The sequence below is a fragment of the Microbacterium sp. 69-7 genome, assembly GCF_001897985.1.
Lineage (GTDB): Bacteria > Actinomycetota > Actinomycetes > Actinomycetales > Microbacteriaceae > Microbacterium > Microbacterium laevaniformans.
Genome location: NZ_MKRU01000100.1, coordinates 1 through 24,872 on the forward strand (window position 1 = coordinate 1; position 24,872 = coordinate 24,872).

The following is a 24,872-nucleotide window of genomic DNA, read 5'->3' on the forward strand; positions in this document are numbered from 1 at the left end:
CGACAAGGTGATCCAGGAGGGCAAGGAGCTCGTCATCATCGCCGAGGACGTCGAGGGTGAGGCTCTCGCGACCCTCGTTCTCAACAAGATCCGCGGCATCTTCAAGTCGGTCGCCGTCAAGGCTCCCGGCTTCGGTGACCGTCGCAAGGCGCAGCTCCAGGACATCGCCATCCTCACCGGCGGCCAGGTCATCACGGAGGAGGTCGGCCTCAAGCTCGAGAACGCCACCACCGACCTGCTCGGCAAGGCGCGCAAGGTCATCGTCACCAAGGACGAGACCACGATCGTCGAGGGTGCGGGCGAGTCGGCGCAGATCGAGGGTCGCGTGACCCAGATCAAGCGCGAGATCGAGAACACCGACAGCGACTACGACCGCGAGAAGCTGCAGGAGCGCCTCGCAAAGCTCGCCGGCGGCGTCGCCGTCATCAAGGCGGGTGCGGCCACCGAGGTCGAGCTCAAGGAGCGCAAGCACCGCATCGAGGACGCCGTTCGCAACGCGAAGGCCGCCGTCGAGGAGGGCATCGTCCCCGGTGGCGGTGTCGCCCTCATCCAGGCCGGCAAGCGTGCGTTCGAGAAGCTCGCACTCACGGGCGACGAGGCGACGGGTGCCAACATCGTCAAGGTCGCCATCGAAGCGCCCCTGAAGCAGATCGCCCTCAACGCCGGCCTCGAGCCGGGTGTCGTCGCCAACAAGGTGTCGGAGCTTCCCGTCGGCCAGGGCCTGAACGCCGCGACCGGTGAGTACGTCGACATGTTCGCCGCGGGCATCATCGACCCGGCCAAGGTGACGCGCTCGGCGCTGCAGAACGCCGCGTCGATCGCGGGTCTGTTCCTCACCACCGAGGTCGTCGTCGCCGACAAGCCCGAGAAGGCCGCCGCTCCCGCGGGCGACCCCACGGGTGGCATGGACTTCTGAGTCCGGATCTCCACGGAAAGGCCCCTCTTCGGAGGGGCCTTTCTGCGTGGAGCGGTGCTCAGTCGGGCGGGCTCAGCGGAACATGCTCGCGGCGGCGCTCTCGGTCTGCGCGTACTGTGCGCCGGCGTGCCCCAGCGCGGTGCCGATGTCTCCGAGCGCGCTCTCCAGCTCGGTCTGTGCGGCCCGCCACCGATCGACCAACCCTTGGAAGGCAACGGCCGCGCTGCCCGTCCACGCACCCTGGAGCTGGGTGAGTTGGCCGAGCATCGCGGCGGTCTCTGACTGCAGGCGATCGGCGGTGGTGCGAATCGCCCCGGTGGCACTGAGTACGGCTTCCGAGTCCACACTGAACGCGGTCATGGTGACGTCCTTTCGTCGGTGTGGGTTCACGCTAGCCAGCGGTGGGCAGGCCCGAGATGGCCCGGAGCGCGGGTGTGCACTATGCGGTCGCGGAGGGGCTCCGGGGAGGAAGCCTCGAGCGGAGCTCGCAGCCTCGGTGCCTCAGGAGTCGATGTGCAGCCGAGGCAGGGGCTGCGTCTCGATGAAGAGATGCTCCGCGGCGTCGCGGCGCTGCGCGAGCGGGAACGCGACGCGGAAGGTGGCACCCCCGCCGGGCGTCTCGCTGACCACGATCGATCCGTGCAGCGCGTCGACCACCGACGCCACGATCGACAGACCCAGGCCGGAGCCGCCCGTCTCACGCGTGCGCGAGGTGTCGGCGCGCCAGAACCGCTGGAAGATCTTCTCCCGCAGCTGCGGAGCGATGCCTTCGCCGTGATCGATGACCGAGATCCATCCCATTCCACCGGGTTCGTCGACGCCCACGGCGAGCTCGATGGGCGAGCCCGCCGGCGTGTACCGGCGCGCGTTGCCGAGCAGGTTCGCGACGACCTGACGGATGCGGTTCTCGTCGCCCAGGACGATGGGTTCCCGCTCGGAGGGCAGGGGCATCGCAGGGGCGGGGGAAGGTGCCGTGACCGTCTCGCCGTCGGCGCGCGGCCGGCGTCGCAGCAGTGCACCGATCGCCGCGGTCGGGGGCCGTCGACGCGTCGGGGCGCTGGCCGTCGGCGGCGCGGATGCCGGACGCCGCACCGCCGGGCGTGGGTCGTCGTCGATGAACGAGACGGTCCGTTCCGGCGAGGTCGCGCGCGCATCCAGCACCGCGTCGCGGGCGATCGGGCGCAGGTCTACGGGAGCGACGACGATGTCACGGCGCTCGTCGAGGCGGGCGAGGGCGAGCAGGTCTTCGACGAGGCCGCCCATGCGGATGGCCTCTTTCTCGATGCGTTCCATCGATTGCGCCGTCTGCTCGTCGCCCGAGATGGCGCCCATCCGGTACAGCTCCGCGTATCCGCGCACGGTCACCAGGGGTGTGCGCAATTCATGACTGGCGTCGCCGATGAAGCGTCGCATCTGCAGCACGGTGGCGTCGCGCTGGCCGAGCGCCTGATCCACGCGGTCGAGCATGGCGTTGATCGCCGTCTTGAGCTTGCCGACTTCGGTGCCGGGAGCGATGTCGCCCATGCGCTGGCCGAAGTCGCCCCGCGCGATGGACATCGCCGTCTGCTCCACCTGCCCGAGGCTCCGGAACGCCAGCGTGACGAGCCAGCGGGTGAGCAGGGCGCTCACCAGGATCGTCATGAGCGCCAGAATCGTGTAGATGCCGACGAAGCTCGCCACCGTCTGATTCACGGGCGTCAACGGCAGGGCGAGCAGCTGGACGTTGTTCTCGCGTGCTCCCGGGATCTGCAGGATGTCGACGGCGGCATGGAAGGTCGTCTTGCCGTCGGCCGAGGTGAGATCGAACGGAGTCGTTCCCTGCATGAGGGTGCTGTCGAGACCGAACGTGGTCGGGAACACCGGCGGATTGTCGGACGGCGGGCCTCCGGTGGCCAGCCTCGTGCCGTCGGGCCCGTAGACGGCGATGTAGAAGGATGTCAGCGGCGGATAGTCGGCGGGCTCGAATTTGGCGACCCCGTCGACGACCGCGACGTTGAGCAGACTGCTGGCCTGATCGAGCGTCACCGTCTGGCTGATCGACTGGTCGCGCTCGGAGATCTGGGCGTTGCGCAGGAACACCGCCGTACCGAACCCGGCGACGAGCAGTCCGCCGGTCAGCACGGCCACGGTGACGCCCGTGACCTTGGCCCGCAGGCTGATGCCGCGCCACCACGAGGTGAGGCGGTCGTTCTTCTTCGCGTGTGCCGCGTACACGCCGTCCGCCGTCATCGTCCCGCGATCAGGCGGTCTTGCCGGCCTTCAGCATGTAGCCGAAGCCGCGCTTGGTCTGGATGAGCGGCTCCGAGGAGTACGGGTCGATCTTGCGGCGCAGGTACGAGATGTAGCTTTCCACGATGCCGGCGTCGCCGTTGAAGTCGTACTCCCAGACGTGATCGAGGATCTGCGCCTTGCTGAGCACCCGGTTGGGGTTGAGCATGAGGTAGCGCAGGAGCTTGAACTCGGTGGGGGACAGGTCGATCGAGACGTCTCCCACCGTGACGTCGTGCGTGTCCTGGTCCATGGTCAGCTCGCCGGCGCGGATGGTCGACTCCTCGTTGGCCTGCATGGTGCGTCGGAGAATCGCCTGGAGTCGCGCGACGATCTCGTCGAGGGAGAAGGGCTTGGTGACGTAGTCGTCGCCACCGGCGTTCAGCCCTTCGATCTTGTCCTCGGTCTCGTCCTTCGCCGTGAGGAAGAGGATGGGGGCCGTGTACCCTGCGCCGCGGAGGCGCTTGGTGACGCTGAACCCGTTCATGTCGGGGAGCATCACGTCGAGGATGATGAGGTCTGGTTCCTCTTCGAGCACGGCCGAGATGGTCTGCGCGCCGTTCGCGACGGCGCGCACCTGGTAGCCGGCGAACCTGAGGCTCGTGACCAGCAGGTCCCGGATGTTCGGTTCGTCGTCCACGACGAGGATGCGCGGTGCGGTCATAGCCCCATCCTGGCATCGCAACCCTTCCCTTTGCTGGATATCGGAGAAGATGGATGGATGACGACGCCCGCGCCGCAGGTCCCCGTCCCCCCGTCGGCACCGCTGTTCGCTCCCGCGATGCCGCCCGTCCCGCCCACGATCGTCCGGACGGCCCGCGCCCTCCCGGTCGACGCCGTGATCGGTGGTCTCGCCTTCCACCGCCTGAACTTCGCGCGCCGTCGGTCGGGATGGTGGACCCCGCTGGTGACCGGCATCCTGGGCCTCGCGATCTACCTCGGGTTGCTGGTGGTCGTCATGGTCGTCATCGGCATCGCGCTCTTCCGCGACCCGGAGCGCCTGGACGACCTCGCACGCCTCGGTCAGTCGGGCGGCGTCGACATGGGCGACCCGCTCATGGTCGCGATCCTGCTCGGCACGATCGCCCTCATGCTTCCGGCCTACATCCTCGCGTCACTGATCGTGAACGGACGCCGGGTCGGGCTCGTCTCCTCGGCCGCGGGACGGCTGCGCTGGCGCTGGATGCTGCTGTGCGGTGCGCTCGCCGTCGGCGTGTCGGTCGTGCTGACCGCGGTGGGCTTTCTCCTTCCCGGCGCAATGGAGGAGCCCGGGATGCCCGTCTCGACCTCGACCTGGCCGATCACGCTCGTGGTCGTGCTGCTGCTCGTTCCCGTGCAGGCGGCGGCGGAGGAGTACATCTTCCGCGGTTACCTCATGCAGAGCATCGGACGCTGGCTGCGGCATCCGGCGTTCGCGATCCTCCTGCCGGTGCCGCTGTTCGTCCTCGGCCACGGCTACGACCTGCTCGGCCAGATCGGCGTCGGGCTGTTCGCCGTCGCTGCCGGCTGGCTCACGTGGCGCACCGGAGGACTGGAGGCGGCGATCGCCCTGCACGTCGTGAACAACCTCTCGGCGTTCCTGCTCTCGCTCGCCTCCGGCTCCAGCCCCACCAAGAGCACGACGGGACTGGTCAGCTTTCTGTGGTCGTTCCTGCTGATCGCCGGGTACGTCGCGCTCGTCGAGTGGATGCTGGCGCGTCGGCCGCTGCCGCGCACGCTCGTCCTGCCGCCACCGGCTCCGGTGTGGTGAGCTACGCGGCGGCGATGCCCTCGGCATCCAGGATCGTGTAGCTGTAGCCCTGCTCGGCGAGGAAGCGCTGCCGGTTCTGGGCGAAGTCCTGGTCGACGGTGTCGCGTGCGATGAGCGTGTAGAAGCTCGCCGTGTGCCCGTTCGACTTGGGACGAAGCAGCCGGCCGAGCCGCTGCGCCTCCTCCTGACGTGAGCCGAACGACCCCGACACCTGGATCGCGACCGAGGCGTCGGGCAGATCGATCGAGAAGTTCGCGACTTTCGAGACGACGAGGACAGGCAGGCGCGCCTCGCGGAAGGCGGCGAACAGCTCCTCGCGCTCGTCCACGGGCGTCGCTCCGGTGATCTTCGGTGCGTCCAGAGCCTCGGACAGCACGTCGATCTGATCGAGATACTGGCCGATGACGAGGATTTGCTCTCCCGCGTGACGGGCGACGAGATCCTTCACCACACCGATCTTCGCGTGAGCCGTGGCGGCGAGACGGTAGCGTTCGTCGTCGGCGGATGCCGCGTATTCCATGCGGTCGGAGGGCGGGAGGTCGACGCGCACCTCGTAGCAGACGGCCGGAGAGATGAAGCCCTGGGCCTCGATCTCCTTCCACGGGGCGTCGAAGCGCTTGGGGCCGATGAGGCTGAACACGTCCCCCTCGCGGCCGTCCTCCCGGACGAGCGTCGCGGTCAGTCCGAGGCGGCGACGTGCCTGCAGATCGGCGGTGAGCTTGAAAACCGGAGCGGGAAGCAGATGCACCTCGTCGTAGACGATGAGGCCCCAATCCAGCGCGTCCAGCAACGCCAGGTGCGCGTACTGGCCTTTCCGCTTGGCCGTGAGGATCTGATAGGTCGCGATGGTGACCGGCTTGATCTCCTTGGTCTGACCCGAGTACTCGCCGATCTCCTCCGGGGTCAGCGTGGTGCGCTTGAGCAGCTCGTCGCGCCACTGGCGCGCGCTGACGGTGTTGGTGACGAGGATGAGGGTCGTCGTCTTCGTCGCGGCCATCGCCGCAGCGCCCACGAGCGTTTTGCCGGCGCCGCAGGGGAGCACGACGACACCCGAGCCGCCCTCGCTGAAGATGTCGACGGCGTGGCGCTGGTACGGACGCAAGGTCCACCCGTCCTCGTGCAGGTCGATCTCGTGCGGGGTGCCGGGGGTGTAGCCGGCGTGATCCTCCGCCGGCCACCCGATCTTCAGCAGCTCCTGCTTGATGTGACCGCGCGCCCAGGCGTCGATCACGTAGGTGTCGGGGGAGGGGTGGCCGATCAGCAGCGGCTGAATGCGCTTGTTCTTGGCCATCTCGGCGAGAACGGCGGGATCGGAGCCCCGCAGCACGAGCGCGCCCTCGGCATCCCGCTCGATGACCAGACGCCCGTAGCGGTTGACGGTCTCGCGGATGTCGATCGACACCGAGGCGGGCACCGGGAAGCGGGACCAGCGGTCGAGCGTGGCGAGCATGTCGTCGGCGCTGTGGCCGGCGGCGCGTGCGTTCCAGAGCCCCAGCCGGGTGACCCGGTAGGTGTGGATGTGCTCGGGTGCGCGCTCGAGCTCGGCGAAGATCGCGAGCTCGTGCCGCGCTGTCTCCGCCTGGGGGTGAGCGACTTCGAGCAGCACGGTGCGGTCGCTTTGCACGATGAGGGGGCCGTCAGCCATAGCGTCCCAGTCTACCGACCTCGCAGCGGCGGGGGCTCGCGTCGCCAGCCGTGCGTGCGCGGGGGCCCGGTCAGAGGGGGCGGATGCCGCTGATGCTGGATACCGGCAGGGTGCGCTCCACATCGACCGCCCGGTCGAGTCCCCGCAGGCGTCCGCCGCCGAGGCCGGTCGCCTCGATCGTGAACTCGCGCTCGGTGCCGTCGGGCATGCGGACGGCGACGACGATGGTGGCGCGCGCCTTGACCGCGTGATCCAGTTCGCGGCCGAGCCAGGCCGCGTCGGCATCGTCAGCGGGCGCGGCGCGCAGCCGTGCGAGGAGCGCGGCATACGTGTCGCGCGCGGGCGCGGGCTGCGACGGCGACGGTGCCAGGCGGTGGCGGTCGAGTCGTCGGCGCTCGCCGTCGGCATCCACCGCGACGACCGGATATCGGGCGTCGGCGATCATCCAGAACGCCGTGTCGGCCCCGCTGCGGGTCACGAGGCCGTCGCCGTCCGGCACGAGCCCGAGGGGACGAAGAGCCTGATCGACGGCGAGGGTGCGCAGCAGCGCCTCGTCGTCGCTCCAGACCCGGGTGCGGCCCTCGTCGTCGGGACCGACGCGGACCATGCCGTGCGTGCGAGAGGTGCGTTCGATCTCGTACGCCAGCGGCTGGGGCAGGCCGGTGAGCGAAAGCTCGGTGAGAAAGGCGCGCAGCGACTCGGCGCTCTCGCCCGCCGTGAGGGCGTCGGCGATGCTCTCGGTCGTGAAGCGGTAGCTCGACGCCTGCGCGCGCGACTCCCGCCGCGCCATCGACCGCAGCCGCATGTCGAGGTGCGGCGACAGCGGCCCGGGCGCGATGGCGGTCAGATCGTTCTGCAGGTACACCCGGTCGACCTCGCTGGGCAGCAGCCGCGCGAGGGTGTCGAGGGCGGCGGCCGGGAACGGCGATCCCGCGCCGTCGAGGAATGCACCCCGCGCCCACGAGGTGGGGCGCCCAGCGTCGTCGAGGACGCCCCAGCGTCGCAGGAGCCCACGAAGATCCGCCGCTGTCTCTGGCCAGAGCACGTCCCACGGGTAGGCCTGCGCCCACGCGGCGGGCGCGATCCAGCCGCCGGTCGGTCGCCGCAGTCCGCGCGGCAGCCCTTCGAGGAACGCGGTGGCGACGGCGCTCCACCGTGCGATCGTGTCGGAGTGCAGCCACTGAACACCCGCGGGCGTCACGAGCCAGCTCTTGTCCTGACCCGACAGCAGACCCGTCCGCTCGGCGATCTTGACGAGGTCATCGGCGGTGGCGCCGTCGTCGACGATCCCGTCCTCCATCAGTCGGCGGCGGTCGGCGGCCCCGAGCGCTCCGGAACCGATGCGGCCGAACGGGTGCGTGAGCGCAGCATGCAGGATGTCGCCGAGTGAGCCGAGCGAGGAGAGCGCCCGCTCGGCGGCAGCGGCGTCGTCCGGCCGTGCCGCGGCATCCGGGTCCTCGGCTTCGTCGACGTCGGCCGCGGGCGTCGATGCCGCGGTGAGGGCCGTCAGTGCGGACGACACCGCCTCGTACATCGTTCCCTGCTCGTCGACGAGCGCCAGCTGCTGCAGCCGCGAGCGGGCAGCGTCGTCCGTGTCGAGGGCGGCGTCGGCGAGGGCGGAGATCTCGCCCGAGGTCAGGCCCCGCAGGGCGCGCTCGATCGACGAGGGCTCCAGAAGCGCCTCGGCCGCGTCGAAGGCGTCGTTCCATACGACGGTCGGCGACACCTGTCGCGCCGCGAACAGGGCCGTCAGGGCGTCGTCGCTGCGCTGCACGAGATGCTGTGCGAGAGCGCGCGCGTCCGACCCGGTCACGTCAGCGGCCCTTGCCGACCCGGGCCTTCCGCACGAAGGTCATGATGAGCACTGCCATGAGCAGGATGAACGCGACGATCGGCGCGATATAGACGAGCGTGCCGACAAGCGGCCACATGCCCTGCCCGAAGTCGTCGTGCTTCATGCCGGCGGCGGAGCCGATCATGATCGCGACGAAGCAGATCACCGACAGCAGCAGCAGGCCCAGGGACATGAACGCGAGGACGCGGTCGATGCGGCGGACGGGCAGATCGTCGGCCGAGCCCGGTGTGCGTGAGGACGAAGATGGCATCGGGATCACCCTACTGCGTCCCCGCCTCCGGCGTGACGGTGCCGTAGGCTGGAAGAGGGCACGATGCCCACCACGTGCCCTCACGGCACATGTCACCATGTCACCGCGCCCGTAGGGCGCCGACGAGCGAGGTTTGTGCGATGCCCACCGGCAAGGTCAGGTTCTACGACGACGAGAAGGGGTTCGGCTTCATCACCACCGATGACGGCCAGGACGTCTTCCTGCACGCCACGGCCCTCCCCGCGGGCACGGAGGGACTGAAGGCCGGGACGCGCCTCGACTTCGGCGTGGCCGACGGCAAGCGCGGGCTGCAGGCGCTGGCGGTGCGGGTGCTCGACGCTCCCGTCAGCCTCGCCAAGCGCAACCGCATGAAGCCCGACGACATGGCCGTCGTGGTCGAAGACCTCGTCAAGCTGCTCGACAAGGTGGGCGGCGACTTGCGCCACGGTCATTACCCGAACGCGGGACAGGGCAAGAAGGTCGCCGCGATCCTGCGTAAGGTCGCCGATGAACTCGACGCCTGAGTCGGTCGACTCCGGCGCGGATGCCGAGGGCGAGGCGCCGGCGCTCGTCGCCGACGACCGCCTGCTCGCGGCCCACGACCTGGCACTGTCCGCGCTGCGCGAGATCACGCCGGCGGCGACGATCGGCGACCCCGCCGGATACACGCTCGAGGCCGACGGCGTCGTGTCGTTGCGCTTCGCCACGACGATGGAGGGCTATCCCGGCTGGTTCTGGACGGTGAGTCTCGCTGTCGTCGACGACGCCGAGCCGACCGTGCTCGAGGCCGAGCTCCTTCCGGGCGAGGGTGCGCTCCTGGCTCCGGAGTGGGTGCCGTGGGCGGTGCGTCTGGCCGAGTACCAGGCCGCGCAGGCGGCGCTCGCCGCCGAGCGCGGCGTCGAGGCCGAGGACGCTGCCGACGCCGATGACGAGTCGGACGATGATCTCGACGACGACGACCTCGACGACGTGGACGATCTGGATGCCGCCGACTTCGACGACGACGGCTCGCCGATTCTGCACGCCGGCGACGTCGACGGCGTCGACATCGACGTGCTGGACGACGACACCGAGGACGACGACGCCGACGACGAGGACGACGATACCGACGAGGATTAGCGGCGTTTCGACTCGCGCCGGCGGCGCGCGCTCAACGACCGGGTGTCAGAACGCGACGGTGAACCGCGCGGACTGCAAGACCTCCTCGCGCGACGCCGCGATCCTCGCCGTCATGGACGGCTTGCAGGTGCAGTGGCTGCTCGAGCCCGATGCGCTCGATCTCGGGACGGCCTCCGAGTTCGCGATCGAGGCCATCGTCTCGGCCGTCCTCGATCCGCGACCGTCGCCGCTGGCCTGAGCCGGCGGCGCGGCCCTGCGGGCCTCAGGCCTGCATGTGCTCGATGGTGTAGTCGATCGCCTTGATGAGCTGGCGGACGTCGTCCGGCTCGATCGAGACGAACGTCGCGATGCGCAGCTGGTTGCGGCCGAGCTTGCGGTACGGCTCGGTGTCGACGATGCCGTTGGCGCGCAGGCTCGCCGCGACGGCCGCGGCATCCACCGTCTCGTCGAAGTCGACGGTGACCACGACGGGGGAGCGGTCGGCGGGATCGGCGACGAACGGGGTGGCCACCGCGGAGCCTTCGGCCCACTGATACAGGGCCTGCGACGACTCCGCCGTGCGGCCCGCCGCCCAGCCGAGGCCACCGTTGCCGTTGATCCACTCGAGCTGCTTGTCGAGCAGCACGAGAGTGGCGACCGCCGGGGTGTTCAGCGTCTGGTTGAGTCGCGAGTTGTCGAGAGCGTTCTTCAGGCTGAGGAACTCGGGGATGTAGCGACCGGATGCCGCGACGCGCTCGATGCGCTCGATCGCGGCGGGGGAGACCGCCGCGAACCACAGTCCGCCGTCGGAGCCGAGGTTCTTCTGCGGGGCGAAGTAGTAGACATCGGTCTGCGAGACGGCGACGTTGATGCCGCCGGCCGCGCTCGTCGCATCGATCACCGTGAGGGCACCCTCGTCACCGGAGACACGGGAGATGGGTGCCGCGACGCCGGTGGAGGTCTCGTTGTGCGGCCAGGCGTACACGTCGATGCCCTCGACCGCCTCGGCGACCGTGCGCGTTCCGGCATCCGCCTTGCGCACGTCGGGCGCGTCGAGCCACGGCGCGGCGGCAGCAGCCGCGAACTTGCCGCCGAACTCGCCGAAGACGAGGTTCTGCGCTCGACGTTCGATGAGACCGAACGCGGCCGCGTCCCAGAATGCCGTCGAGCCGCCGTTGCCGAGGATGATCTCGTAGCCGTCGGGAAGACGCAGCAGGTCGCTGAGGCCCATCCGCACCTGGCCGACGAGGTTCTTGATCGGAGCCTGTCGGTGCGAGGTTCCCATCAGCACCGCACCGGGGCCCGCCAGGGCAGCGAGCTGCTCCGGCCGGATCTTGGACGGGCCGCAACCGAAGCGACCGTCGGCGGGCAGGATCTCGCGGGGCAGCGTGACGTGGGCCATGCTCCCGATTCTAGGGTCAGCGCCGCCGGCGCCCCGCCGCGTCGCCGTAAGAAACGGATAGGCTGAGAACACACCCACGAACGTGCACGAGGCCTGCCCATGACGGATCTGATCGACACCACCGAGATGTACCTGCGTACCATCCTCGAGCTCGAGGAGGAAGGCATCGTCCCCCTGCGTGCGCGCATCTCGGAGCGTCTCGGCCACTCCGGTCCGACGGTGTCGCAGACGATCGGGCGCATGGAGCGCGACGGTCTGGTCGTGGTCTCCGACGACCGCTCGCTGGAGCTCACGACGCCCGGGCGGCAGAAGGCCGTCGACGTCATGCGCAAGCACCGCCTCGCGGAGCGACTGCTCAGTGACGTGATCGGTCTCGACTGGGCGTACGTGCACGAAGAGGCCTGCCGCTGGGAGCACGTGATGAGCGAGCTCGTCGAGCGTCGCCTCATCGAGCTGCTGGGCCATCCCACCGAGTCGCCCTACGGCAACCCGATCCCGGGCCTCGACCAGCTGGGCGACGTGCCGGCCCGCACCTTCGATGACGGCGTGGTGGGTCTCGTGCGCCTGCTGAATGAGACCGGCGGCCCGGTGCACGGCACCGTTCGGCGCCTCGCTGAGCCGGTGCAGGTCGACCCCGAACTCCTCGAGCAGCTGCGCGACGCCGGCGTCATGCCGGGAGGCGTCGGCGACTTCCGGTTCAGTGAGGGCTACGTCCTCGTGCAGATGGCGGACAAGGCGGATGGGCTGGAGCTGCCGGTCGAGGTCGCCTCGCACATCTTCCTCGTCGATGCCGTGCCCCACGCCTGAGCGTCACCCGGGAAGCGCCTGGGCATGAACACCTGTGCGTGACTTATTCGTTACCTTCCGGTAGCCTCGAAAAGTCCACGTGGCGAGAAGCCCGCCACGGACCTCCGCACGAGTTGCCTCATCGGTTCGTCGTTCGCGCGGTGACACCCGTACATCTGTGCCCTGACACCGAGTGCCGACGAACCAGCATCCCGTCCCGGACGGGGTCGCAGAGGCGCCGGAGGACAATTGGCTGAACAGTACGACCCGTCGCGGGAGATGCCCGAATCCGAAGCGACGACACCGACCCGGCGTAGCCGCGCGCAGCGCGGCGCGTTGACCCGCTCCACAGGCTCCGCCCCCGCTGTGCGAGGAACGGCTGTCTCGACGGCCGCCGCGACGCGCCGCTCACGCCGCACAGGCCATCCGGTCCGCAGCCTCATCACGGTCGCCGCCGTCGGCGGTCTGATCGCCACCGTCGCGATCGCGCCGGCCTTCGCCGCCTCGACCTCGAGCCCCGCCGAAGCGGTCACGCTGCAGCAGGTGGCCGCGGAGAACGCGCAGTCGCTCGTGATCGCGTCCGAAGCGACGCCGGCGGCCCTGGCCCGCGACAGCTATTCGGCGACGACGCCCGAAGAGATCCAGACCAAGAAGAACGAGGATGCCGCCAAAGCCGCGGCAGCTGCCCGCATCGCGGCGGCATCCACCGCGTCCGCCGATGCTTCGGTCTACTCCGGCTCGCTCGCCGAGACGATCGCTCCGGCCGGCTCGGTCGTGCGTCCCCTTCCTTTCTTCAACCACTTCGGTGAGCCGTACCCGGGCCACAAGGGCACCGACTACATGGTCGACCGCTACACCCCGATCTACGCGATCGCCGACGGCGTCGTGGTCGAGTCGAGCGAGGACGGTCCCGGATGGGGCGTCTACGTCAAGATCGCCCACAACATCGGCGGCAACACGGTGACCTCGCTGTACGCGCACATGTCGTACGGCACCCGTCGCGTGGTCGTCGGCGACACCGTGCGCGCCGGACAGATCATCGGTCAGGTCGGTGACACGGGCCGCGCGTTCGGCACCCACCTGCACCTCGAGATCTACGTCAACGGGTCGTGGACCAACGCCGAGGACTTCCTCGTCGCGAACGTCCGCTGACGCTGTCTGCGTCGACACGCGGCATTCGTTCACCTCTGATTCGCCCCGGCGGGCTCTGCGTGCATTAGCCTGATCCCGACGCTCGCACAGCCGAGGGGGAGCCGCATGGACACAGGATCTCGCATTCGAACCGTGAATGCGGTGGGCCGCTATGTCCTTCGGCATCGTGTGCACGACTGCCGCGACATTCGTCGTGGGTTCAAGGCGCTGTCTTCATGACAGCGCCTTTTTTCGTGCCTGCGCCGCCGTGCCTGCGCCGCGTCGACAACGGAGAGCCGTCGAAGCCATCGACGGCCGTTCGAGAGGAACGCGCATGCGCACACTGGTGCTGAACGCCGGATACGAACCCCTGGCCGTCGTCTCGTTCAAGAGAGCCCTTGTGCTCGTCATGAACGAGAAGGCGACCGTCATCGAACGCATGGACGGCAACCCCGTCTGGGGGATCCGGGGATCCTGCGACCGTCCGGCCGTCATCGTCCTCACGCGCTACGTGCGCGTGCCGGGGGCTCGGCGGGTGCCGGTCACGCGTCGCGGCGTGCTTCGCCGTGACGCCCACCGGTGCGCCTACTGCGGCAAGGGCGCCACCACGATCGACCACGTCCTGCCGCGTTCACGTGGCGGCGCCGACTCGTGGGAGAACCTGGTGGCCGCGTGTCTGCGCTGCAACAACATGAAGGGCGATCGGACCCCGCAGGAGATGGGGTGGGAGCTGCGGTGGGCACCGCAGCCGCCGCGCGGACCGCAGTGGACGGTGCGCGGCACCGAACGCTCTGAGCCGGCGTGGGAGCCGTACCTGTCGCTCGCCGCGTGACAGGCGTGCCCGCCCGCCACGCGGCGGCGGTCAGCCGGGCAGCGTCGTGAGGGTCCAGCCTGCAGCCTCGCGCGTGTAGGCGATGCGGCGGCTCGCGGCGAGCGGGTTGGAGACCCAGAACACCAGGCGGTGCGGGGTGACCGCGAATCCGGCCCACGCCTCGGGCGGCGTGAAGGAGGGGTCGTCGGGACCGCCGTGAGCCCGCAGGAACTCATCCCAGCGGGCGCGCCGTTCGGCCAGCGGCAGCTGCGCGAACGCGTCGGTGTTCTGCCAGGCGAGCTGCTGGAGGTAGGCAGAGCGCCGGCGGTAGGCCTCGTCGGACTCGGCGCGCGACGAGCGCGCCGCCGTACCCTGCACGACCAGCTGGCGTGTGAACGCGGGCCACAGGATCGTCAGCGCGACGCCGGGCTGGGCGGCGAGTTCGGCGGCCTTACGGCTGAGAGCGTCGGTGTGGAAGAAGAACCGTTCGCCGTCGAAGTCGCTCAGCATGGTCGTGCGGGCATCGGGCAGCCCGTCGAGGCCGATCGTCGACACGGTCATCAGCAGACGGTCCTCGCCGGGACCGGGAAGCCAGGCCCCGGCGAGGGCCAGGGGATCGTCGACGGGGGTGTCGGACTGCACCGGGTCGCTGTCGTGATCGATCACGACGGGCGCGGGCGGGATGCCGGGAGTGTATGACGCCGTCACCCGAACACGAACCCGTCGATCTCGGCGAGCGCCTCGCACACGAAGTCGACGCCGCGCTCGTAGAGCTCCTTGCCGTGCGCGGCGTTCGCGCCGGTCGCGTCGCCGATAACGCCTTCCGGGCCGAAGTCGTCGCTCGTCCAGCCGAACATCACCGGCTTGCGGTTGAAGCCGATGTGGGTGAGGCCGGCGATGTGCTCGGGGATGTTGCGCGCCGGCATCTCGGGGGCCACGAGGTGCGGCGCCAGGTGCATGACCAGGGAGGTCTCCGAGAAGCCGCCGTGGATGCCCTGGCCCTTCTCGTCGGGGCGTCCGTCCAGGCCGTCGCCGGCCCCGGCGGCGGTCGCGGGCATCGAGAACGTGCGCAGGCCGAAGCGGCGGCGCAGCTCGCGGTTCGCCCATCCGAGCAGCATGACGTTGCCGCCGTGACCGTTGACGAACACGACGGTCTTGGCGGGGGTCATCGCGATGGATCGACCGATGTCCACCAGCGTGTCCAGCACCGTGGTGCCCTCGAGCCAGACGGTCCCGGGCGCCCAGTGGTGCTCGTCGGACTTCGCGTAGCTGATCGTCGGCAGCACCCATGCGTCGATCCCGTCGGCGGCAACGCGTTCGACCGCCGCGGTGGCGATCGTCTCGGCGACCAGGGCGTCGGTGCGCAGCGGCAGATGGGGCCCGTGGTGCTCGATCGCACCGATGGGCACGACAGCGATCGAACGCTCCGTGAGTGCAGCCGTGAGCGCCGGACCGGACAGATCGGCCCAGTGGCGGGAGGTCGGGGTGAACGGGGGCGTGAACGCGGCGGTCATCGGATCGATCCCTTCACCGGACCGGTGTAGTCCGGGTTGAGCTTGCCGGGGTTCAGCAGGCCCCGGGGGTCGGTGGTGCGGGCGAGGGCGACCGTCTCGGGCAGGCGGAAGTCCACGTTCCACTGGTGCGGGCTGTGCACGCCGACGCCGAGGGCGGTGAGCGCTGCGATGCCGTCGACGACCTGCTCCGGGCTCTCGTACACGCCGGCGAGCATGCCGATCGGACGCAGCGCGGTCGCTTCGATGTGCAGGTGCGCACCGGGATAGACGGCCATGACCTCATCGTGGCGATCGATGAGCGCGTCGCCGCCCACCTCGACGTGGAAGTAGACGCCCGGTTCGGACTTCTGCAGCCACTCGATCGGATGGTTGTAGCTGAGCACCGAGATCGCGGCCGACACCTGGGGGCCCTCGCGCACGTCTTCGATGCGTCCGCCGGCGCCGGTGATGATCATCGACGCCTCTTCGACGAGGCTCGCATCGATGATCGTCCGCAGCGAGCTGCGGCCCTCGGGGAAGGCCGGGTCGGGCGGCAGCTGGGCGCTCACGTGCGGGTCATCGGCGGAGACGAGGCGCGGCGTCGGGGTGAGCGCCGCGAGGCGCTGCAGCACCGACATCGAGCCGGTGAAGTCGTCGAAGGACGCGTAGAGCCCGCGCCAGTCGTTCATCGGCTCCAGCCGCACCGTGGCGCGCGCGATGATGCCGGCCGTGCCGTAGTTGTGGACGTACCCGAGCGCCTCATCGCCCTCCACCCGGACGAGCTCGCCCTCGGATGCCGGGGTCACGACGTCCAGCGCGAGGACGAAACCCTCGTGGTTGGCGCCATGCGCGATCGAGCCGGTGCCGCCGGATCCGCCGGAGAGGAACCCGCCGAGGGTCGAATGGACGGTGGAGGGGTACATCCACAGCTGCTGGCCGTGCTGGCGAGCGGCGAGCTCGAGGGTCGCCATCGGTGCTCCCGCCTCCGCGGTGATCCAGCCGTCGCCCACCTCGACGACGGCCCGTGCGCGCGAGGTGTCCAGGACGAGTCCGCCCGGCATGGGGATCGCCTGACCGTAGTTGCCCGTGCCCTTGCCGCGCGGGGTCACCGGCGCGCCGTGGGCGACGGCGATGCGGACGGTCTCGGCGATCTGAGCGGCATCGGCGGGAAACGCGACCAGGTCGGCCACCCCGAGCGGCAGCTGCTCGGCGATGATCGGCGACATGCGCGCGCCGTCGACCGACGCCTTCTCGCGCTGACGCGGGTCGCTGGAGACGCCGCGGGGCCCGAGCGCGGTGGCCAGCTCCGCTTCGAGGGCGGCGTAGTCGGGGGCGGAAGCGGCGCCGGTCGCCGCGGGATCGAGGACGTCGGTAGGGGTCGCGCCGGTCATCTCGGTTTCCTTTCGTGTGTCATAGTCTTCAGTCATGTCGGATGCCGTCTCCTCGCGCCGTGGCGCCAAGGGCGACGACGGGCCCGCGTCCGCGTCGCGTGCGCTGGGCGCTCGGATCCGGGCGCTGCGCCAGAGCCGCGGGATGACGCTCACCCAGGTCGCGGTGCAGGCGGAGCTGTCGCACTCGTTCCTGAGCCAGGTCGAGCGCGGGCTGGAACGGATGAGCATGACGTCGCTGTTCCGCGTCGCGCAGGCGTTGGGCACGACCCAGCAGGCGCTGCTGACCGACGACGCCGACGCGGCGCCGCGAGGGGCGGGCAGCTTCCACGTCTTCCGGGCGAGCGAAGCGACGCCGCTGGATGCCGGGGGCAGCCCGATGCGGGTCCTCGCCCGCGACCATCCGCGCTTCGTGCCGATGGTGATGTCGGGAACCTTCACCGATGATCTGTGGTGGGTGCACGACGAGGAGGAGTTCGTCTACGTGCTCCAGGGCCGCCTCGTGGTGGTGCTGGACACCGACGAGTTCGCCCTCGAAGCCGGGGACGCGGTGTATTACCAGGGCGGCATACGTCACCGGTGGCGCACCGAACCGGGCGAGAGCGTGCAGGTCCTCACCGTGAAGGAAGGCAGCGCCGGCGCGCACTGACCGGCCGATCACGATCCGCCTCCGAGTTCCCGTGCGACCGTGGCGAGGTCGGCGGCGTACGCGGCCTCGCCTCCGGGGCGGGCTCCGCCGGCGATGACCACACCGCCGACGGCGCCCGTGGCGAGCAGCGCGCGCCCGTACGCAACAGCCAGACGAATGCCCTCCGCGCGCACGTCCCGCGCGGCGAAGAGGCGGTCGATGAAGCCGGAGGGCAGCTTCGCGGCGTGGAAGGACGCGAGCAGCTCTGCGCCCTCACGGTCGACGACGAGGGGCACGCCCGCGAGCACGGGCACGTCCGCGCCGGCCGCACGGCACAGCGCGACGAAGGCGGCGACCTCCTCGGCATCCCCGGCGTACTGCGTGAGACACATCCGTCCCCCGGCGCGCTGCTTCTCGGCGACGCGTGCGCCGCGTTCGGCGACGGGCGGGGCGGCGGGCGACTCGGCGAACGAGGGGAGAAGCCCGAGGGAGGCGGCCCGAGGCAGCGTCGTGGTGGATTCGAGGTCGAAGACGGGGCGGGCATCGGGCCGGTCGCCTGTCTGCGTGTGGTCGCCCGTGACGCAGTGCACCCCGGCGACGCCCAGCGCGCGTAGCGACAGCAGTTCGCGCTCCAGGGCGGTGCGGTTGCGGTCGCGGGCGTTGAATCCCATCCACACCCGCAGTCCGGTCGCGCCGATCAGCGCCGCACGGTACGACGGGGGGAACTGCACGCGGGAGCGTCCGGCGTCGCCGGAGAGGACGGCGTCGACGCTGCCGGCGAGCGCCTCGGCGGTCGGTCTCACGGCATCGGCGCGCAGGGCACGCACCGGAAAGCCGGTGAACACGAGCGGCCGGCGCGCGGCGATCTCGACCAGCTCGCGCCCGGCGGGCGTCGCCGGCCTGGAGGGGTGCTCGGAGACGGCGTCCGAAGGTGTCTCCTCGGTGGCCGGGCTCGTCCAGCGCACCGGGAGGTCGCGGGTCAGGAACACGCACGGGGTCGGGTGCACCTCGCACGTCCCGTCGGCGTTGACGCCGCCGCAGGGGCCGTAGGCCATCGACTTCGGGCACCCGGCGATGCGGCTGGCCGCTGCCGCGGGGGTCGCCGTCGCGACGCTCATGCGGTGCCCGCCGTCTCGGTGGCGATCGCGTCGGTGGCGATCGCGGTCCGCAGTCGCGCGGCCGCCGATGCCAACGCGTCGACCGCAGTGAGTTCTGCGGCATCCGCCGCCCCCGCGGTCGGAGCGGAGGCGGCAGCGGCGATCGCCGACAGGTGGATGCCGACGACGCCGGGGATCGCGAGCGCGCGGCGCGCCCAGGCGACCGCCGCGGCGATACCGGCGTCCACCGGGTCGTCGGCGCCGGCCACCGCCGTGACGAGCTCGTCCGGCAGGCCGACCCCGGGAAGCGCGGCCAGTCGTCGGGCCGTCGCGACGGACGTGAGCACCGGCACCGACACGAGTACCGGCACGGGGGCCGCCGTGGTCGCGAGGGCGGCGGTGAAGCGGCGGATCTCGGCGAGGTCGCCGCAGAGGTTCAGGATGCCGAGTTCCGCCCCGGCCTGCGCTTTGCGGGCGAGACGGACGGGCCGGTAGTCGACGGGCGGTGCGGAGGGCTGTTCGGCGACCGCGACGAAGAGCCCGGCCCGGCGGGCGAGAGCCGTCAGACGTGTCGCGTCGAGATCGAAGACCGGCTGCGCCTGCGGCAGGGCGGTGGAGGCCGGGTGGTCACCGGTCACGGCGAGCACGCCGGACACGCCCAGGTCGGCGAGGGCGGCGAGTTCTCCTTCGAGTGCGACCCGGTTGCGGTCGCGACAGGTGAGGCCGGCCACCACGCGCGATCCGGCGGCGGCGAGCAGGAGGGCCTTGTGGGTCAGGCTGAGCGCATCGCGTAGCCCCGGCGGCTCGCCGGCGATCACGGCGGTCAGCTCTCGCAGTCGCACGCCCGCCTCAGTGATGACGGCCGGGTCGGTGGAGCGCACCGGGAGGTCGGCCGTGATGACCGCATCGGCGTCGACGAGGGCCGCGAACGCCGTCGATGCTTCTCCCCGCGGGGAGACCGGCAGCGCGTCGCCGCTCGCGCGGGCCGCGTTCGGAGCATCCACTTCGGCGGCGGAGAACTCCAGATCGTGCAGTACCGCGGGGTCGTCGACGAATGAGCATCGGATGCCGGGCACTTCGCAGCCGCCGTCGATCGCGACACCGCCGCAGGGCCCGTGGACCATGCGCTTCGGGCAGCGCCGTGTTGCTTCGCGCAGGCGCAGGGGAGCGGTCACGGGTGCTCCTCTCGCGTTCGCGGATCGGTCCGGCGATGTTGGTGTCGCCAACAATGCCACTGTAGGAGCGCGCCGTTTCGCCGGTGTTACGGTCACGTGTGCGTCGATGTCGCCGCGGAATCACGCGGCGCGCGGGGCTCTAGAGTGAGGCCCATGCCGACGTCCGCGCTCGCCGCCTCCCGCATCGACGACTGGCTGCAGCAGTTGTCTGCGCCCGTCCCCGATCCCGGCGGCGGTGCCGCCGCGGGGATCGTGATCGCCACCGGTGCCGCGCTGGTCGCGATGGCCGCCGGCTACGCGCCGGCCGAGGCTGCGGCGGAGATCGCGGCCGCGGCGACCCGGGTGCGCGGCGATGCGCTCACCGCCGCGGAGCACGACGGGCGGATGTCGGGCCGGCTCGTCGCGGCCTTCCGACGCTCCATCGACGACCCCGAGCGCGGCGAGGCGCTGCGCACCGCCACCGTCGCTGCCGCGGACGCCGGCGCCGACCTGGTCGCACTCGCGGCATCCCTCGAGGGGCCCCTCCTCTGGCTGGAACGCTTCGGCGAGGATCGCCTGGCCCCCGATGTCGCCGTCGCCGCGCGGATGCTCGCCTGCGGCATCCGCTCGACTGCCGTGAACATCCGGGGAAACACGACCAGCGCCGCCGCCGCGGGAGTCGACGCCGTGACCCTCGAGCGCCTGCGTGATGCGTGGGATCAGGCGACGCACGCCGCCGGCGGCCTGGACGCGGTGGCAGAACGCGTGACCGCGGCGCTCTGAGAACACGGCGATGCCCTGACCCCCGCGGGGGAGTCAGGGCATCGCCGGTGAGGACGGTCAGTTCATCTTGATCGACGTGTCGATGAACTGGTTCGTGTAGAGCGCGGACGGATCGATCGCCGACGCGGCGGCCTGCGAGATGCTGCCGGCCGTGACGAGGAAGGGCGTGAAGTCCTTCACGATCGACGCCATGCGGGCGGGGTCGAACTGCCCGAACACGCCCGATGCCTTGTCGTTGGCGACGAGGCCCAGCTTCTTCTGCTGCTCGACGGAGAACTGCGCGACGCCCTCGGAGTAGGTCCAACCCGTGTCGTACTTCTCGACGAGGTCCAGGATCACGGCGTTGCCGTGCTCGGGGGAGTTGAGGAAGTCGATCTGCGACTGCTGCATGATCGGGACGAGCTTCTTCAGGCAGTCGGCCTTGTCGGTGACGTCGGCCTTTCGCACCGCGAGCGGCTCGGGGTAGATGTTGTAGCCCAGCTCGGACAGCAGCTGGTAGCCGACGTCCTTGCCCCACTGCGAGATCTCGTTCTTGTAGATGTAGGGCTCAGCGGTCGCGAAGCCCTGCTGCAGGATCTTCGGGTCGGAGACGAAGCGCTGCGGGGTGCCCTCGTAGCTCGTGTCGATCTGCGACGTCGTGATGATGCCCTGCGAGAGCAGGAGGTTCGGGATCACGTCGCCGGAGGTGACGATCGGGTCGCCGGCCGAGGCGGCCTCCTTGATCGTCGTGGCGCCGTTGTGGCTGGCCGGGTCCCACATGAGGATCTGCGGGCTGAAGGTCAGCTGCGAGGTCACGGCCACGGTGGGCTGGTCGGCGTTCGCGACGATCGCCGCGTCGGTGTTGACGGCGCCGATGAGGATGTCGGTGTCGAGGTACATGAGCGCCGGGACGGGCTGGAAATTGACCGCGGGGCCGCCGGAGCGCACCTCGATCTTGACGCCGGTGTCGGTGCCGTTGACGACGAGCGGGCCGGTGACCGTCTTCTTCTCGGTGTCGACGGTGTAGCCGTCGCCGACGAGGTTGTACATGGCGCCGTGCTCGGACTCGGGCTGCCAGTCCTGCTGCATGACGACGGTCGCCGGGCAGACGCTCGCGAGGTCGAGCGGGCCGCCCTTCTCGGCGACGTTCGCCGCCGAGGTGGTCGCCGGAGCCGCGGCGTCGGTGCTGGAACATCCCGCGACGGCGGCGACGGTGGCGGCGAGCGCTCCGATCGCGACGGTGCGTGCGATCACGCGGCGGGAGAGAAAGGCGGGCTGTGACACGGTGTCCTCCTGGAAGGCTTCGGGTGCGGTGTGGACAGACGGGTGGTGCGTGTTCGTGGTGCAGGGAGGGAAAGAAGAGGTGGTTCAGCGGGTGGCGACGCCGAACAGTCGACCGACGACGACGCGGTCCAGCGCGGCGAAGATCGAGAAGACGATCACGCCGAACAGTGCCGTGAAGATGATCGCGAGGAACAGCGGCTCCATGTTCAGACGCAGCGTGTAGGTGCGCAGCAGTCCGCCGATGCCCTGGCTGCCCTGCTGGAAGAAGAAGTCGCCGACGATCGCGCCGATGACGGCGAGGCCGGCCGACTGCCGCAGGCCCGTGAAGATCGACGGGATGGCGGCGGGCAGCATGAGCTTCGTCATCCGCTGCCACTTGGTGGCCTTCTGCAGCGTGAACAGGTCGTGGGCGGCGGGCGTGGCCGACTGCAGGCCGAACAACGTGTTGGAGATCATCGGGAACACCGCGATGATGACGCAGACCACGATGCGGGCGGGCAGTCCATAGCCCATCCAGATGCCGATCAGCGGGGTGAGGGCGAGGATCGGGATCGTCTGCAGGATGACGGCGTACGGGTAGAGGATCTTCTCGGCGAGGGTCCACTGCGACATGACGATCGCCCACCCCATGCCGATCGCGACGGCGATCGCGAGGCCGATGAGGGCGACGGTGATGGTCTGACCCAGTGCGGCGATCATCGGGCCGATCACCTTGTCGTTGCCGATCGTCTCGGCCAGCACCTGGTGGGGAGGCGGCAGCAGGAAGCGACGGCTCTCGCTGAGCAGCAGGTACGACACGGCGTACCAGATCGCGATGATGCCGATCAGGGCCGCGACGATCGGGAACGCACGCGACCAGGTGCGGCGGGCGACGCTCGCCGCACCGCTCGGGCGGGCCGGACGGGCGGCCATGGTCGCGGTCGCCGTCTCGGCGGATGCCGCGGCATCCCCGACGGACGCGGAGGATGCCGACTCGGCGAGCGATGCCGGGGCCTTCAGGGCGAGGTTCTGGCTCACGAGTGCGCCTCCAAAGCGTGCGAGAGGTGTCCGACGATGCGCCCGAACTCGGGTTCGTAGCGCAGCTCGGGGGATCGGGGATAGGACCAGGGCAGCTCGATGTCGTCGACGATGCGGCCGGGCCGTCCGCTCATCACGAGCACGCGGCTCGACAGGTAGACGGCTTCGGAGATCGAGTGCGTGATGAACATCGCGGCGAAGCCCTTGAGCTGGAACAGGCGCTGCAGTTCGGTCTGCATCTTCAGGCGGGTGATCTCGTCGAGGGCGCCGAACGGCTCGTCGAAGAGGGCCAGCTGCGGCTCGGCGACCAGCGCGCGGGCGATCGAGACGCGCATGCGCATGCCGCCGGACAGCGCACGCGGATGCTGGTTCTCGAAGCCCTTCAGGCCGACCAGTTCGAGGGCTTCGGCGGCGCGGCGGCGCCGCTCGGCTGCTCCCACGCCGGCGAGCTCGCCGACCAGCTCGACGTTGCGCTGGGCTGTGCGCCACTCGAGCAGCGTCGCCTCCTGGAAGACGAAGCTGGTCGTGTCGGCGCGGACGTCGACTGCTCCCTCGGTGGCGTCGTCGAGGCCGGCGGCCAGGCGCAGCAGGGTCGACTTTCCGCAGCCGGATGGGCCGACCACCGACACGAACTCGCCGGGACGGACGTCGATCGACACGCCCTCGAGGGCGCGGGTGCCGGTGGCGAACACCTTGGCGACGTCGGTGAAGGCGAGTGTCGGTGCGGTGGTGGGGTCCACCGCTGTCGCGGCGGTGGCCGGCGCGACAGCGGATTCGATGGTGGTGCTCATAGCAGGGCTCCCTCGGAGGTCGGGGCGGAGGGCGGGGTGGGCAGGGCGCGCAAGTCGAGCACGCTGCTGACCACGCGGCGGCGGACGGCGATCACGCGCCCGTCACGGATGACGATGCGGTCGGGGGCGCGCTCGGCGAGCGCCTCCGCGATGTGCGCGGCGCGCACGAGCACGACGTCGGCGACGTCGCCGACGCGTCCTCGTGCCGGTGGCAGTCCGAATGCCGCGCGTCCGCCGTGGGAGCTGACGTGCCAGGCTTCGGCGGGCGTGAGGTGACCGGCGACGACGAGCTCGGAGGCGACATCGACCATGTCGGCGTTGCCGAGCGGGTTGAAGGGGTCCTGCACGTTGTCGCCGCCGGCGGCCAGTGTGATGCCGGCGGCAAGGATCTCGCGCAGCGGCGGGATGCCGCGGGGTGTGGCGACCGGGTGCTGCCAGCCCTGCAGGTAGAGGTTGGTCAGCGGGTTGGTGATGATCGAGACGCCGGCCTCGGCGACGGCGGCGAGGGTGCGGGCGCGCGTGGCGGCATCCTGCGTGGACAGGCTCACGCAATGACCCGCCGAACGGATCACACCGGCCGGCCAGTGGCGTGTGCGGGCGGCGAGCTCGGCGAGACCCGTGGATGCCGGATCGAGCGTCTCGTCGGTGTGCAGGGCGATGCCGAGGCCGAACTCTTCGGCGAAGGCGGCGTTGCGCTCCAGGTCGGCGCTCGGGTCTTCGGCGAGGTGGGGGAAGCCGCCGATGAGGTCGATGCCGAGGGCCACCGCCGCGCGCCCGAGGTCGTCGGGGCCGTCGGAGGCGCCGGGGCTGGCGACGATCTGCAGGTCGACGATGCCGGCGAACTCGTCGCGCAGCTCGATGAGGGCGCGCACCCCGCGGAGGGGGTCGTCGCCCAGGTGGTAGTTCGTGTGCGAGCGCACGGCTGTGACACCGGCGTGCAGCGCGGCCATTAGGTGCCGCCGGGCGCCGGCCTTGATGTCGGCGGAGGAGTGGTTCTCGCCGTGGTCGATCCAGCACGCGATCGCGTCGTCGAGCGATCCCTCCGGCTGGCCGAACGAGGTCCAGGTGTAGCCCTTGTCGAGGTGGGCGTGCAGATCCGCCAGGGGCGGCAGGGCGATCCAGCCGGTCGCGTCGACCGTCTCGCCGACGGTGTCGCCCGTGAGGTCCGACGCGTGCGTATCGACCACGACGCCTCCCGCGAAGGCCAGGTTGTCGCCGATCTCGCCGCACGGGGTGAGGCCCGTCAGGGCGGCGATGCGCTGGCCCGGCTCCAGGAGTTCGGCATCCATCTGATCGTCCTCCTCGGGGTCTGCGGTGTCGCGTGGTGTTGTTGGTATGGCCAACAT

The 24,872-nt window shown here is 70.5% G+C and carries 25 protein-coding genes and 1 pseudogene; 10 read left to right on the forward strand and 16 right to left on the reverse strand.

Annotated elements, in window-relative coordinates; translation table 11 throughout:
* Nucleotides 1-916: chaperonin GroEL (gene groEL, locus BGN98_RS12655; protein ID WP_288121590.1), on the forward strand; the 916-nt coding region annotated here is incomplete at its 5' end.
* A 72-nt stretch (nucleotides 917-988) separates the two neighbouring features.
* Here the strand turns inward: groEL and BGN98_RS12660 are convergent.
* From BGN98_RS12660 to BGN98_RS12670, 3 genes are all read right to left on the reverse strand, one after another.
* Nucleotides 989-1,276 carry a WXG100 family type VII secretion target gene (locus BGN98_RS12660; protein ID WP_288121591.1) on the reverse strand — a complete coding sequence of 96 codons (288 nt, stop codon included), beginning with the start codon at nucleotides 1,274-1,276 and terminating at the stop codon, nucleotides 989-991.
* 141 nt (nucleotides 1,277-1,417) lie between these two features.
* Nucleotides 1,418-3,145: a sensor histidine kinase gene (locus BGN98_RS12665; RefSeq protein WP_288121592.1), complete on the reverse strand. Its 1,728-nt coding sequence runs from the start codon at nucleotides 3,143-3,145 to the stop codon at nucleotides 1,418-1,420.
* 10 nt (nucleotides 3,146-3,155) lie between these two features.
* Nucleotides 3,156-3,848, reverse strand: coding sequence for a response regulator transcription factor (locus BGN98_RS12670; protein ID WP_288121593.1), 693 nt, complete (start codon nucleotides 3,846-3,848; stop codon nucleotides 3,156-3,158).
* A gap of 57 nt (nucleotides 3,849-3,905) precedes the next feature.
* On the opposite strand from BGN98_RS12670, the gene BGN98_RS12675 reads away from it, so the two are divergent.
* On the forward strand, nucleotides 3,906-4,934 hold the full coding sequence (locus tag BGN98_RS12675) for a CPBP family intramembrane glutamic endopeptidase (protein ID WP_288121594.1): 1,029 nt from the start codon (nucleotides 3,906-3,908) through the stop codon (nucleotides 4,932-4,934).
* A gap of 1 nt (nucleotide 4,935) precedes the next feature.
* On the opposite strand, the gene BGN98_RS12680 is transcribed toward BGN98_RS12675, so the two are convergent.
* The 3 genes from BGN98_RS12680 to BGN98_RS12690 all read right to left on the reverse strand — a co-directional run bounded on the left by BGN98_RS12680 (nucleotide 4,936) and on the right by BGN98_RS12690 (nucleotide 8,684).
* Entirely contained in the window at nucleotides 4,936-6,579 is a 1,644-nt protein-coding gene (locus tag BGN98_RS12680) for a DNA repair helicase XPB (protein ID WP_061682334.1), read from the reverse strand.
* Nucleotides 6,580-6,649: 70 nt separating this feature from the next.
* Complete coding sequence (locus BGN98_RS12685; protein WP_288121595.1) at nucleotides 6,650-8,392, reverse strand: helicase-associated domain-containing protein; 1,743 nt, start codon at nucleotides 8,390-8,392, stop codon at nucleotides 6,650-6,652.
* Between the two features lies 1 nt (nucleotide 8,393).
* Nucleotides 8,394-8,684, reverse strand: coding sequence for a hypothetical protein (locus BGN98_RS12690; protein WP_036286425.1), 291 nt, complete (start codon nucleotides 8,682-8,684; stop codon nucleotides 8,394-8,396).
* Between the two features lie 140 nt (nucleotides 8,685-8,824).
* Between BGN98_RS12690 and BGN98_RS12695 the strand changes: the two genes are divergently transcribed.
* The 3 genes and pseudogenes from BGN98_RS12695 to BGN98_RS12705 all read left to right on the forward strand — a co-directional run.
* A complete protein-coding gene (locus tag BGN98_RS12695; protein ID WP_060959180.1) occupies nucleotides 8,825-9,208 on the forward strand; it encodes a cold-shock protein in 384 nt (127 codons plus the stop codon).
* A complete protein-coding gene (locus tag BGN98_RS12700; RefSeq protein ID WP_288121596.1) occupies nucleotides 9,192-9,803 on the forward strand; it encodes a DUF3027 domain-containing protein in 612 nt (203 codons plus the stop codon). Before BGN98_RS12695 ends, BGN98_RS12700 begins: the two co-directional genes overlap by 17 nt.
* Before the next feature lie 94 nt (nucleotides 9,804-9,897).
* Nucleotides 9,898-10,041: pseudogene (locus BGN98_RS12705) on the forward strand (TetR family transcriptional regulator); the annotation flags it as partial.
* 24 nt (nucleotides 10,042-10,065) lie between these two features.
* On the opposite strand, the gene serC reads toward BGN98_RS12705, so the two are convergent.
* Complete coding sequence (gene serC, locus BGN98_RS12710; protein ID WP_288121597.1) at nucleotides 10,066-11,184, reverse strand: phosphoserine transaminase; 1,119 nt, start codon at nucleotides 11,182-11,184, stop codon at nucleotides 10,066-10,068.
* Between the two features lie 99 nt (nucleotides 11,185-11,283).
* On the opposite strand from serC, the gene BGN98_RS12715 reads away from it, so the two are divergent.
* The 3 genes from BGN98_RS12715 to BGN98_RS12725 all read left to right on the forward strand — a co-directional run bounded on the left by BGN98_RS12715 (nucleotide 11,284) and on the right by BGN98_RS12725 (nucleotide 13,933).
* Entirely contained in the window at nucleotides 11,284-11,991 is a 708-nt protein-coding gene (locus BGN98_RS12715; RefSeq protein WP_288121598.1) for an iron-dependent transcriptional repressor DtxR, read from the forward strand.
* Between the two features lie 345 nt (nucleotides 11,992-12,336).
* Nucleotides 12,337-13,122, forward strand: a complete 786-nt coding sequence (locus BGN98_RS12720) for a M23 family metallopeptidase (RefSeq protein ID WP_288121599.1) — start codon at nucleotides 12,337-12,339, stop codon at nucleotides 13,120-13,122.
* 313 nt (nucleotides 13,123-13,435) lie between these two features.
* A complete protein-coding gene (locus tag BGN98_RS12725) occupies nucleotides 13,436-13,933 on the forward strand; it encodes an HNH endonuclease (protein WP_005051039.1) in 498 nt (165 codons plus the stop codon).
* A gap of 30 nt (nucleotides 13,934-13,963) precedes the next feature.
* Here the strand turns inward: BGN98_RS12725 and BGN98_RS12730 are convergent, their stop codons facing one another.
* Genes BGN98_RS12730 through BGN98_RS12740 form a run of 3 tightly spaced genes read right to left on the reverse strand, consistent with a single transcriptional unit; the run spans nucleotide 13,964 to nucleotide 16,796 of the window.
* On the reverse strand, nucleotides 13,964-14,620 hold the full coding sequence (locus tag BGN98_RS12730) for a pyridoxamine 5'-phosphate oxidase family protein (RefSeq protein WP_288121600.1): 657 nt from the start codon (nucleotides 14,618-14,620) through the stop codon (nucleotides 13,964-13,966).
* Nucleotides 14,617-15,426: a creatininase family protein gene (locus tag BGN98_RS12735; RefSeq protein ID WP_005051033.1), complete on the reverse strand. Its 810-nt coding sequence runs from the start codon at nucleotides 15,424-15,426 to the stop codon at nucleotides 14,617-14,619. The genes BGN98_RS12730 and BGN98_RS12735 overlap by 4 nt, the downstream gene beginning before the upstream one ends.
* Nucleotides 15,423-16,796 (reverse strand): FAD-binding oxidoreductase, encoded by a 1,374-nt coding sequence (locus tag BGN98_RS12740; RefSeq protein WP_288121601.1) that lies wholly within the window; start codon nucleotides 16,794-16,796, stop codon nucleotides 15,423-15,425. Before BGN98_RS12740 ends, BGN98_RS12735 begins: the two co-directional genes overlap by 4 nt.
* A 34-nt stretch (nucleotides 16,797-16,830) precedes the next feature.
* Here BGN98_RS12740 and BGN98_RS12745 point away from each other — a divergent pair, with 34 nt between their 5' ends.
* The gene (locus tag BGN98_RS12745; RefSeq protein WP_288121602.1) at nucleotides 16,831-17,442 is read left to right on the forward strand and encodes a helix-turn-helix domain-containing protein; all 612 of its coding nucleotides are present in this window, start codon (nucleotides 16,831-16,833) and stop codon (nucleotides 17,440-17,442) included.
* An 8-nt stretch (nucleotides 17,443-17,450) separates the two neighbouring features.
* Here the strand turns inward: BGN98_RS12745 and BGN98_RS12750 are convergent, their stop codons facing one another.
* Together BGN98_RS12750 and BGN98_RS12755 are read right to left on the reverse strand one after the other, a co-directional pair.
* Complete coding sequence (locus BGN98_RS12750) at nucleotides 17,451-18,539, reverse strand: methylenetetrahydrofolate reductase C-terminal domain-containing protein (RefSeq protein ID WP_288121603.1); 1,089 nt, start codon at nucleotides 18,537-18,539, stop codon at nucleotides 17,451-17,453.
* A complete protein-coding gene (locus BGN98_RS12755; protein ID WP_288121604.1) occupies nucleotides 18,536-19,693 on the reverse strand; it encodes a methylenetetrahydrofolate reductase C-terminal domain-containing protein in 1,158 nt (385 codons plus the stop codon). The genes BGN98_RS12750 and BGN98_RS12755 overlap by 4 nt, the downstream gene beginning before the upstream one ends.
* Before the next feature lie 153 nt (nucleotides 19,694-19,846).
* Here BGN98_RS12755 and BGN98_RS12760 point away from each other — a divergent pair, with 153 nt between their 5' ends.
* Nucleotides 19,847-20,455: a cyclodeaminase/cyclohydrolase family protein gene (locus tag BGN98_RS12760; RefSeq protein WP_288121605.1), complete on the forward strand. Its 609-nt coding sequence runs from the start codon at nucleotides 19,847-19,849 to the stop codon at nucleotides 20,453-20,455.
* A 57-nt stretch (nucleotides 20,456-20,512) separates the two neighbouring features.
* On the opposite strand, the gene BGN98_RS12765 is transcribed toward BGN98_RS12760, so the two are convergent.
* The 4 genes from BGN98_RS12765 to BGN98_RS12780 form a co-directional block, all read right to left on the reverse strand.
* The gene (locus BGN98_RS12765) at nucleotides 20,513-21,718 is read right to left on the reverse strand and encodes a hypothetical protein (RefSeq protein ID WP_005051019.1); all 1,206 of its coding nucleotides are present in this window, start codon (nucleotides 21,716-21,718) and stop codon (nucleotides 20,513-20,515) included.
* An 84-nt stretch (nucleotides 21,719-21,802) separates the two neighbouring features.
* Nucleotides 21,803-22,735, reverse strand: a complete 933-nt coding sequence (locus tag BGN98_RS12770) for an ABC transporter permease (RefSeq protein WP_016464524.1) — start codon at nucleotides 22,733-22,735, stop codon at nucleotides 21,803-21,805.
* Nucleotides 22,732-23,526 carry an ABC transporter ATP-binding protein gene (locus BGN98_RS12775; protein WP_005051015.1) on the reverse strand — a complete coding sequence of 265 codons (795 nt, stop codon included), beginning with the start codon at nucleotides 23,524-23,526 and terminating at the stop codon, nucleotides 22,732-22,734. The genes BGN98_RS12770 and BGN98_RS12775 overlap by 4 nt, the downstream gene beginning before the upstream one ends.
* A complete protein-coding gene (locus BGN98_RS12780; RefSeq protein WP_288121606.1) occupies nucleotides 23,523-24,815 on the reverse strand; it encodes an amidohydrolase family protein in 1,293 nt (430 codons plus the stop codon). The genes BGN98_RS12775 and BGN98_RS12780 overlap by 4 nt, the downstream gene beginning before the upstream one ends.
* Nucleotides 24,816-24,872: the final 57 nt, after the last annotated feature.

Coding starts and splice junctions, on each gene's coding strand:
- BGN98_RS12660 (WP_288121591.1), bottom strand. CDS start 1,276: ATGACCGCGTTCAGTGTGGACTCGGAAGCCGTACTCAGTGCCACCGGG.
- BGN98_RS12665 (WP_288121592.1), bottom strand. CDS start 3,145: ATGACGGCGGACGGCGTGTACGCGGCACACGCGAAGAAGAACGACCGC.
- BGN98_RS12670 (WP_288121593.1), bottom strand. CDS start 3,848: ATGACCGCACCGCGCATCCTCGTCGTGGACGACGAACCGAACATCCGG.
- BGN98_RS12675 (WP_288121594.1), top strand. CDS start 3,906: ATGACGACGCCCGCGCCGCAGGTCCCCGTCCCCCCGTCGGCACCGCTG.
- BGN98_RS12680 (WP_061682334.1), bottom strand. CDS start 6,579: ATGGCTGACGGCCCCCTCATCGTGCAAAGCGACCGCACCGTGCTGCTC.
- BGN98_RS12690 (WP_036286425.1), bottom strand. CDS start 8,684: ATGCCATCTTCGTCCTCACGCACACCGGGCTCGGCCGACGATCTGCCC.
- BGN98_RS12695 (WP_060959180.1), top strand. CDS start 8,825: ATGCCCACCGGCAAGGTCAGGTTCTACGACGACGAGAAGGGGTTCGGC.
- BGN98_RS12700 (WP_288121596.1), top strand. CDS start 9,192: ATGAACTCGACGCCTGAGTCGGTCGACTCCGGCGCGGATGCCGAGGGC.
- serC (WP_288121597.1), bottom strand. CDS start 11,184: ATGGCCCACGTCACGCTGCCCCGCGAGATCCTGCCCGCCGACGGTCGC.
- BGN98_RS12715 (WP_288121598.1), top strand. CDS start 11,284: ATGACGGATCTGATCGACACCACCGAGATGTACCTGCGTACCATCCTC.
- BGN98_RS12725 (WP_005051039.1), top strand. CDS start 13,436: ATGCGCACACTGGTGCTGAACGCCGGATACGAACCCCTGGCCGTCGTC.
- BGN98_RS12735 (WP_005051033.1), bottom strand. CDS start 15,426: ATGACCGCCGCGTTCACGCCCCCGTTCACCCCGACCTCCCGCCACTGG.
- BGN98_RS12740 (WP_288121601.1), bottom strand. CDS start 16,796: ATGACCGGCGCGACCCCTACCGACGTCCTCGATCCCGCGGCGACCGGC.
- BGN98_RS12745 (WP_288121602.1), top strand. CDS start 16,831: ATGTCGGATGCCGTCTCCTCGCGCCGTGGCGCCAAGGGCGACGACGGG.
- BGN98_RS12750 (WP_288121603.1), bottom strand. CDS start 18,539: ATGAGCGTCGCGACGGCGACCCCCGCGGCAGCGGCCAGCCGCATCGCC.
- BGN98_RS12760 (WP_288121605.1), top strand. CDS start 19,847: ATGCCGACGTCCGCGCTCGCCGCCTCCCGCATCGACGACTGGCTGCAG.
- BGN98_RS12775 (WP_005051015.1), bottom strand. CDS start 23,526: ATGAGCACCACCATCGAATCCGCTGTCGCGCCGGCCACCGCCGCGACA.
- BGN98_RS12780 (WP_288121606.1), bottom strand. CDS start 24,815: ATGGATGCCGAACTCCTGGAGCCGGGCCAGCGCATCGCCGCCCTGACG.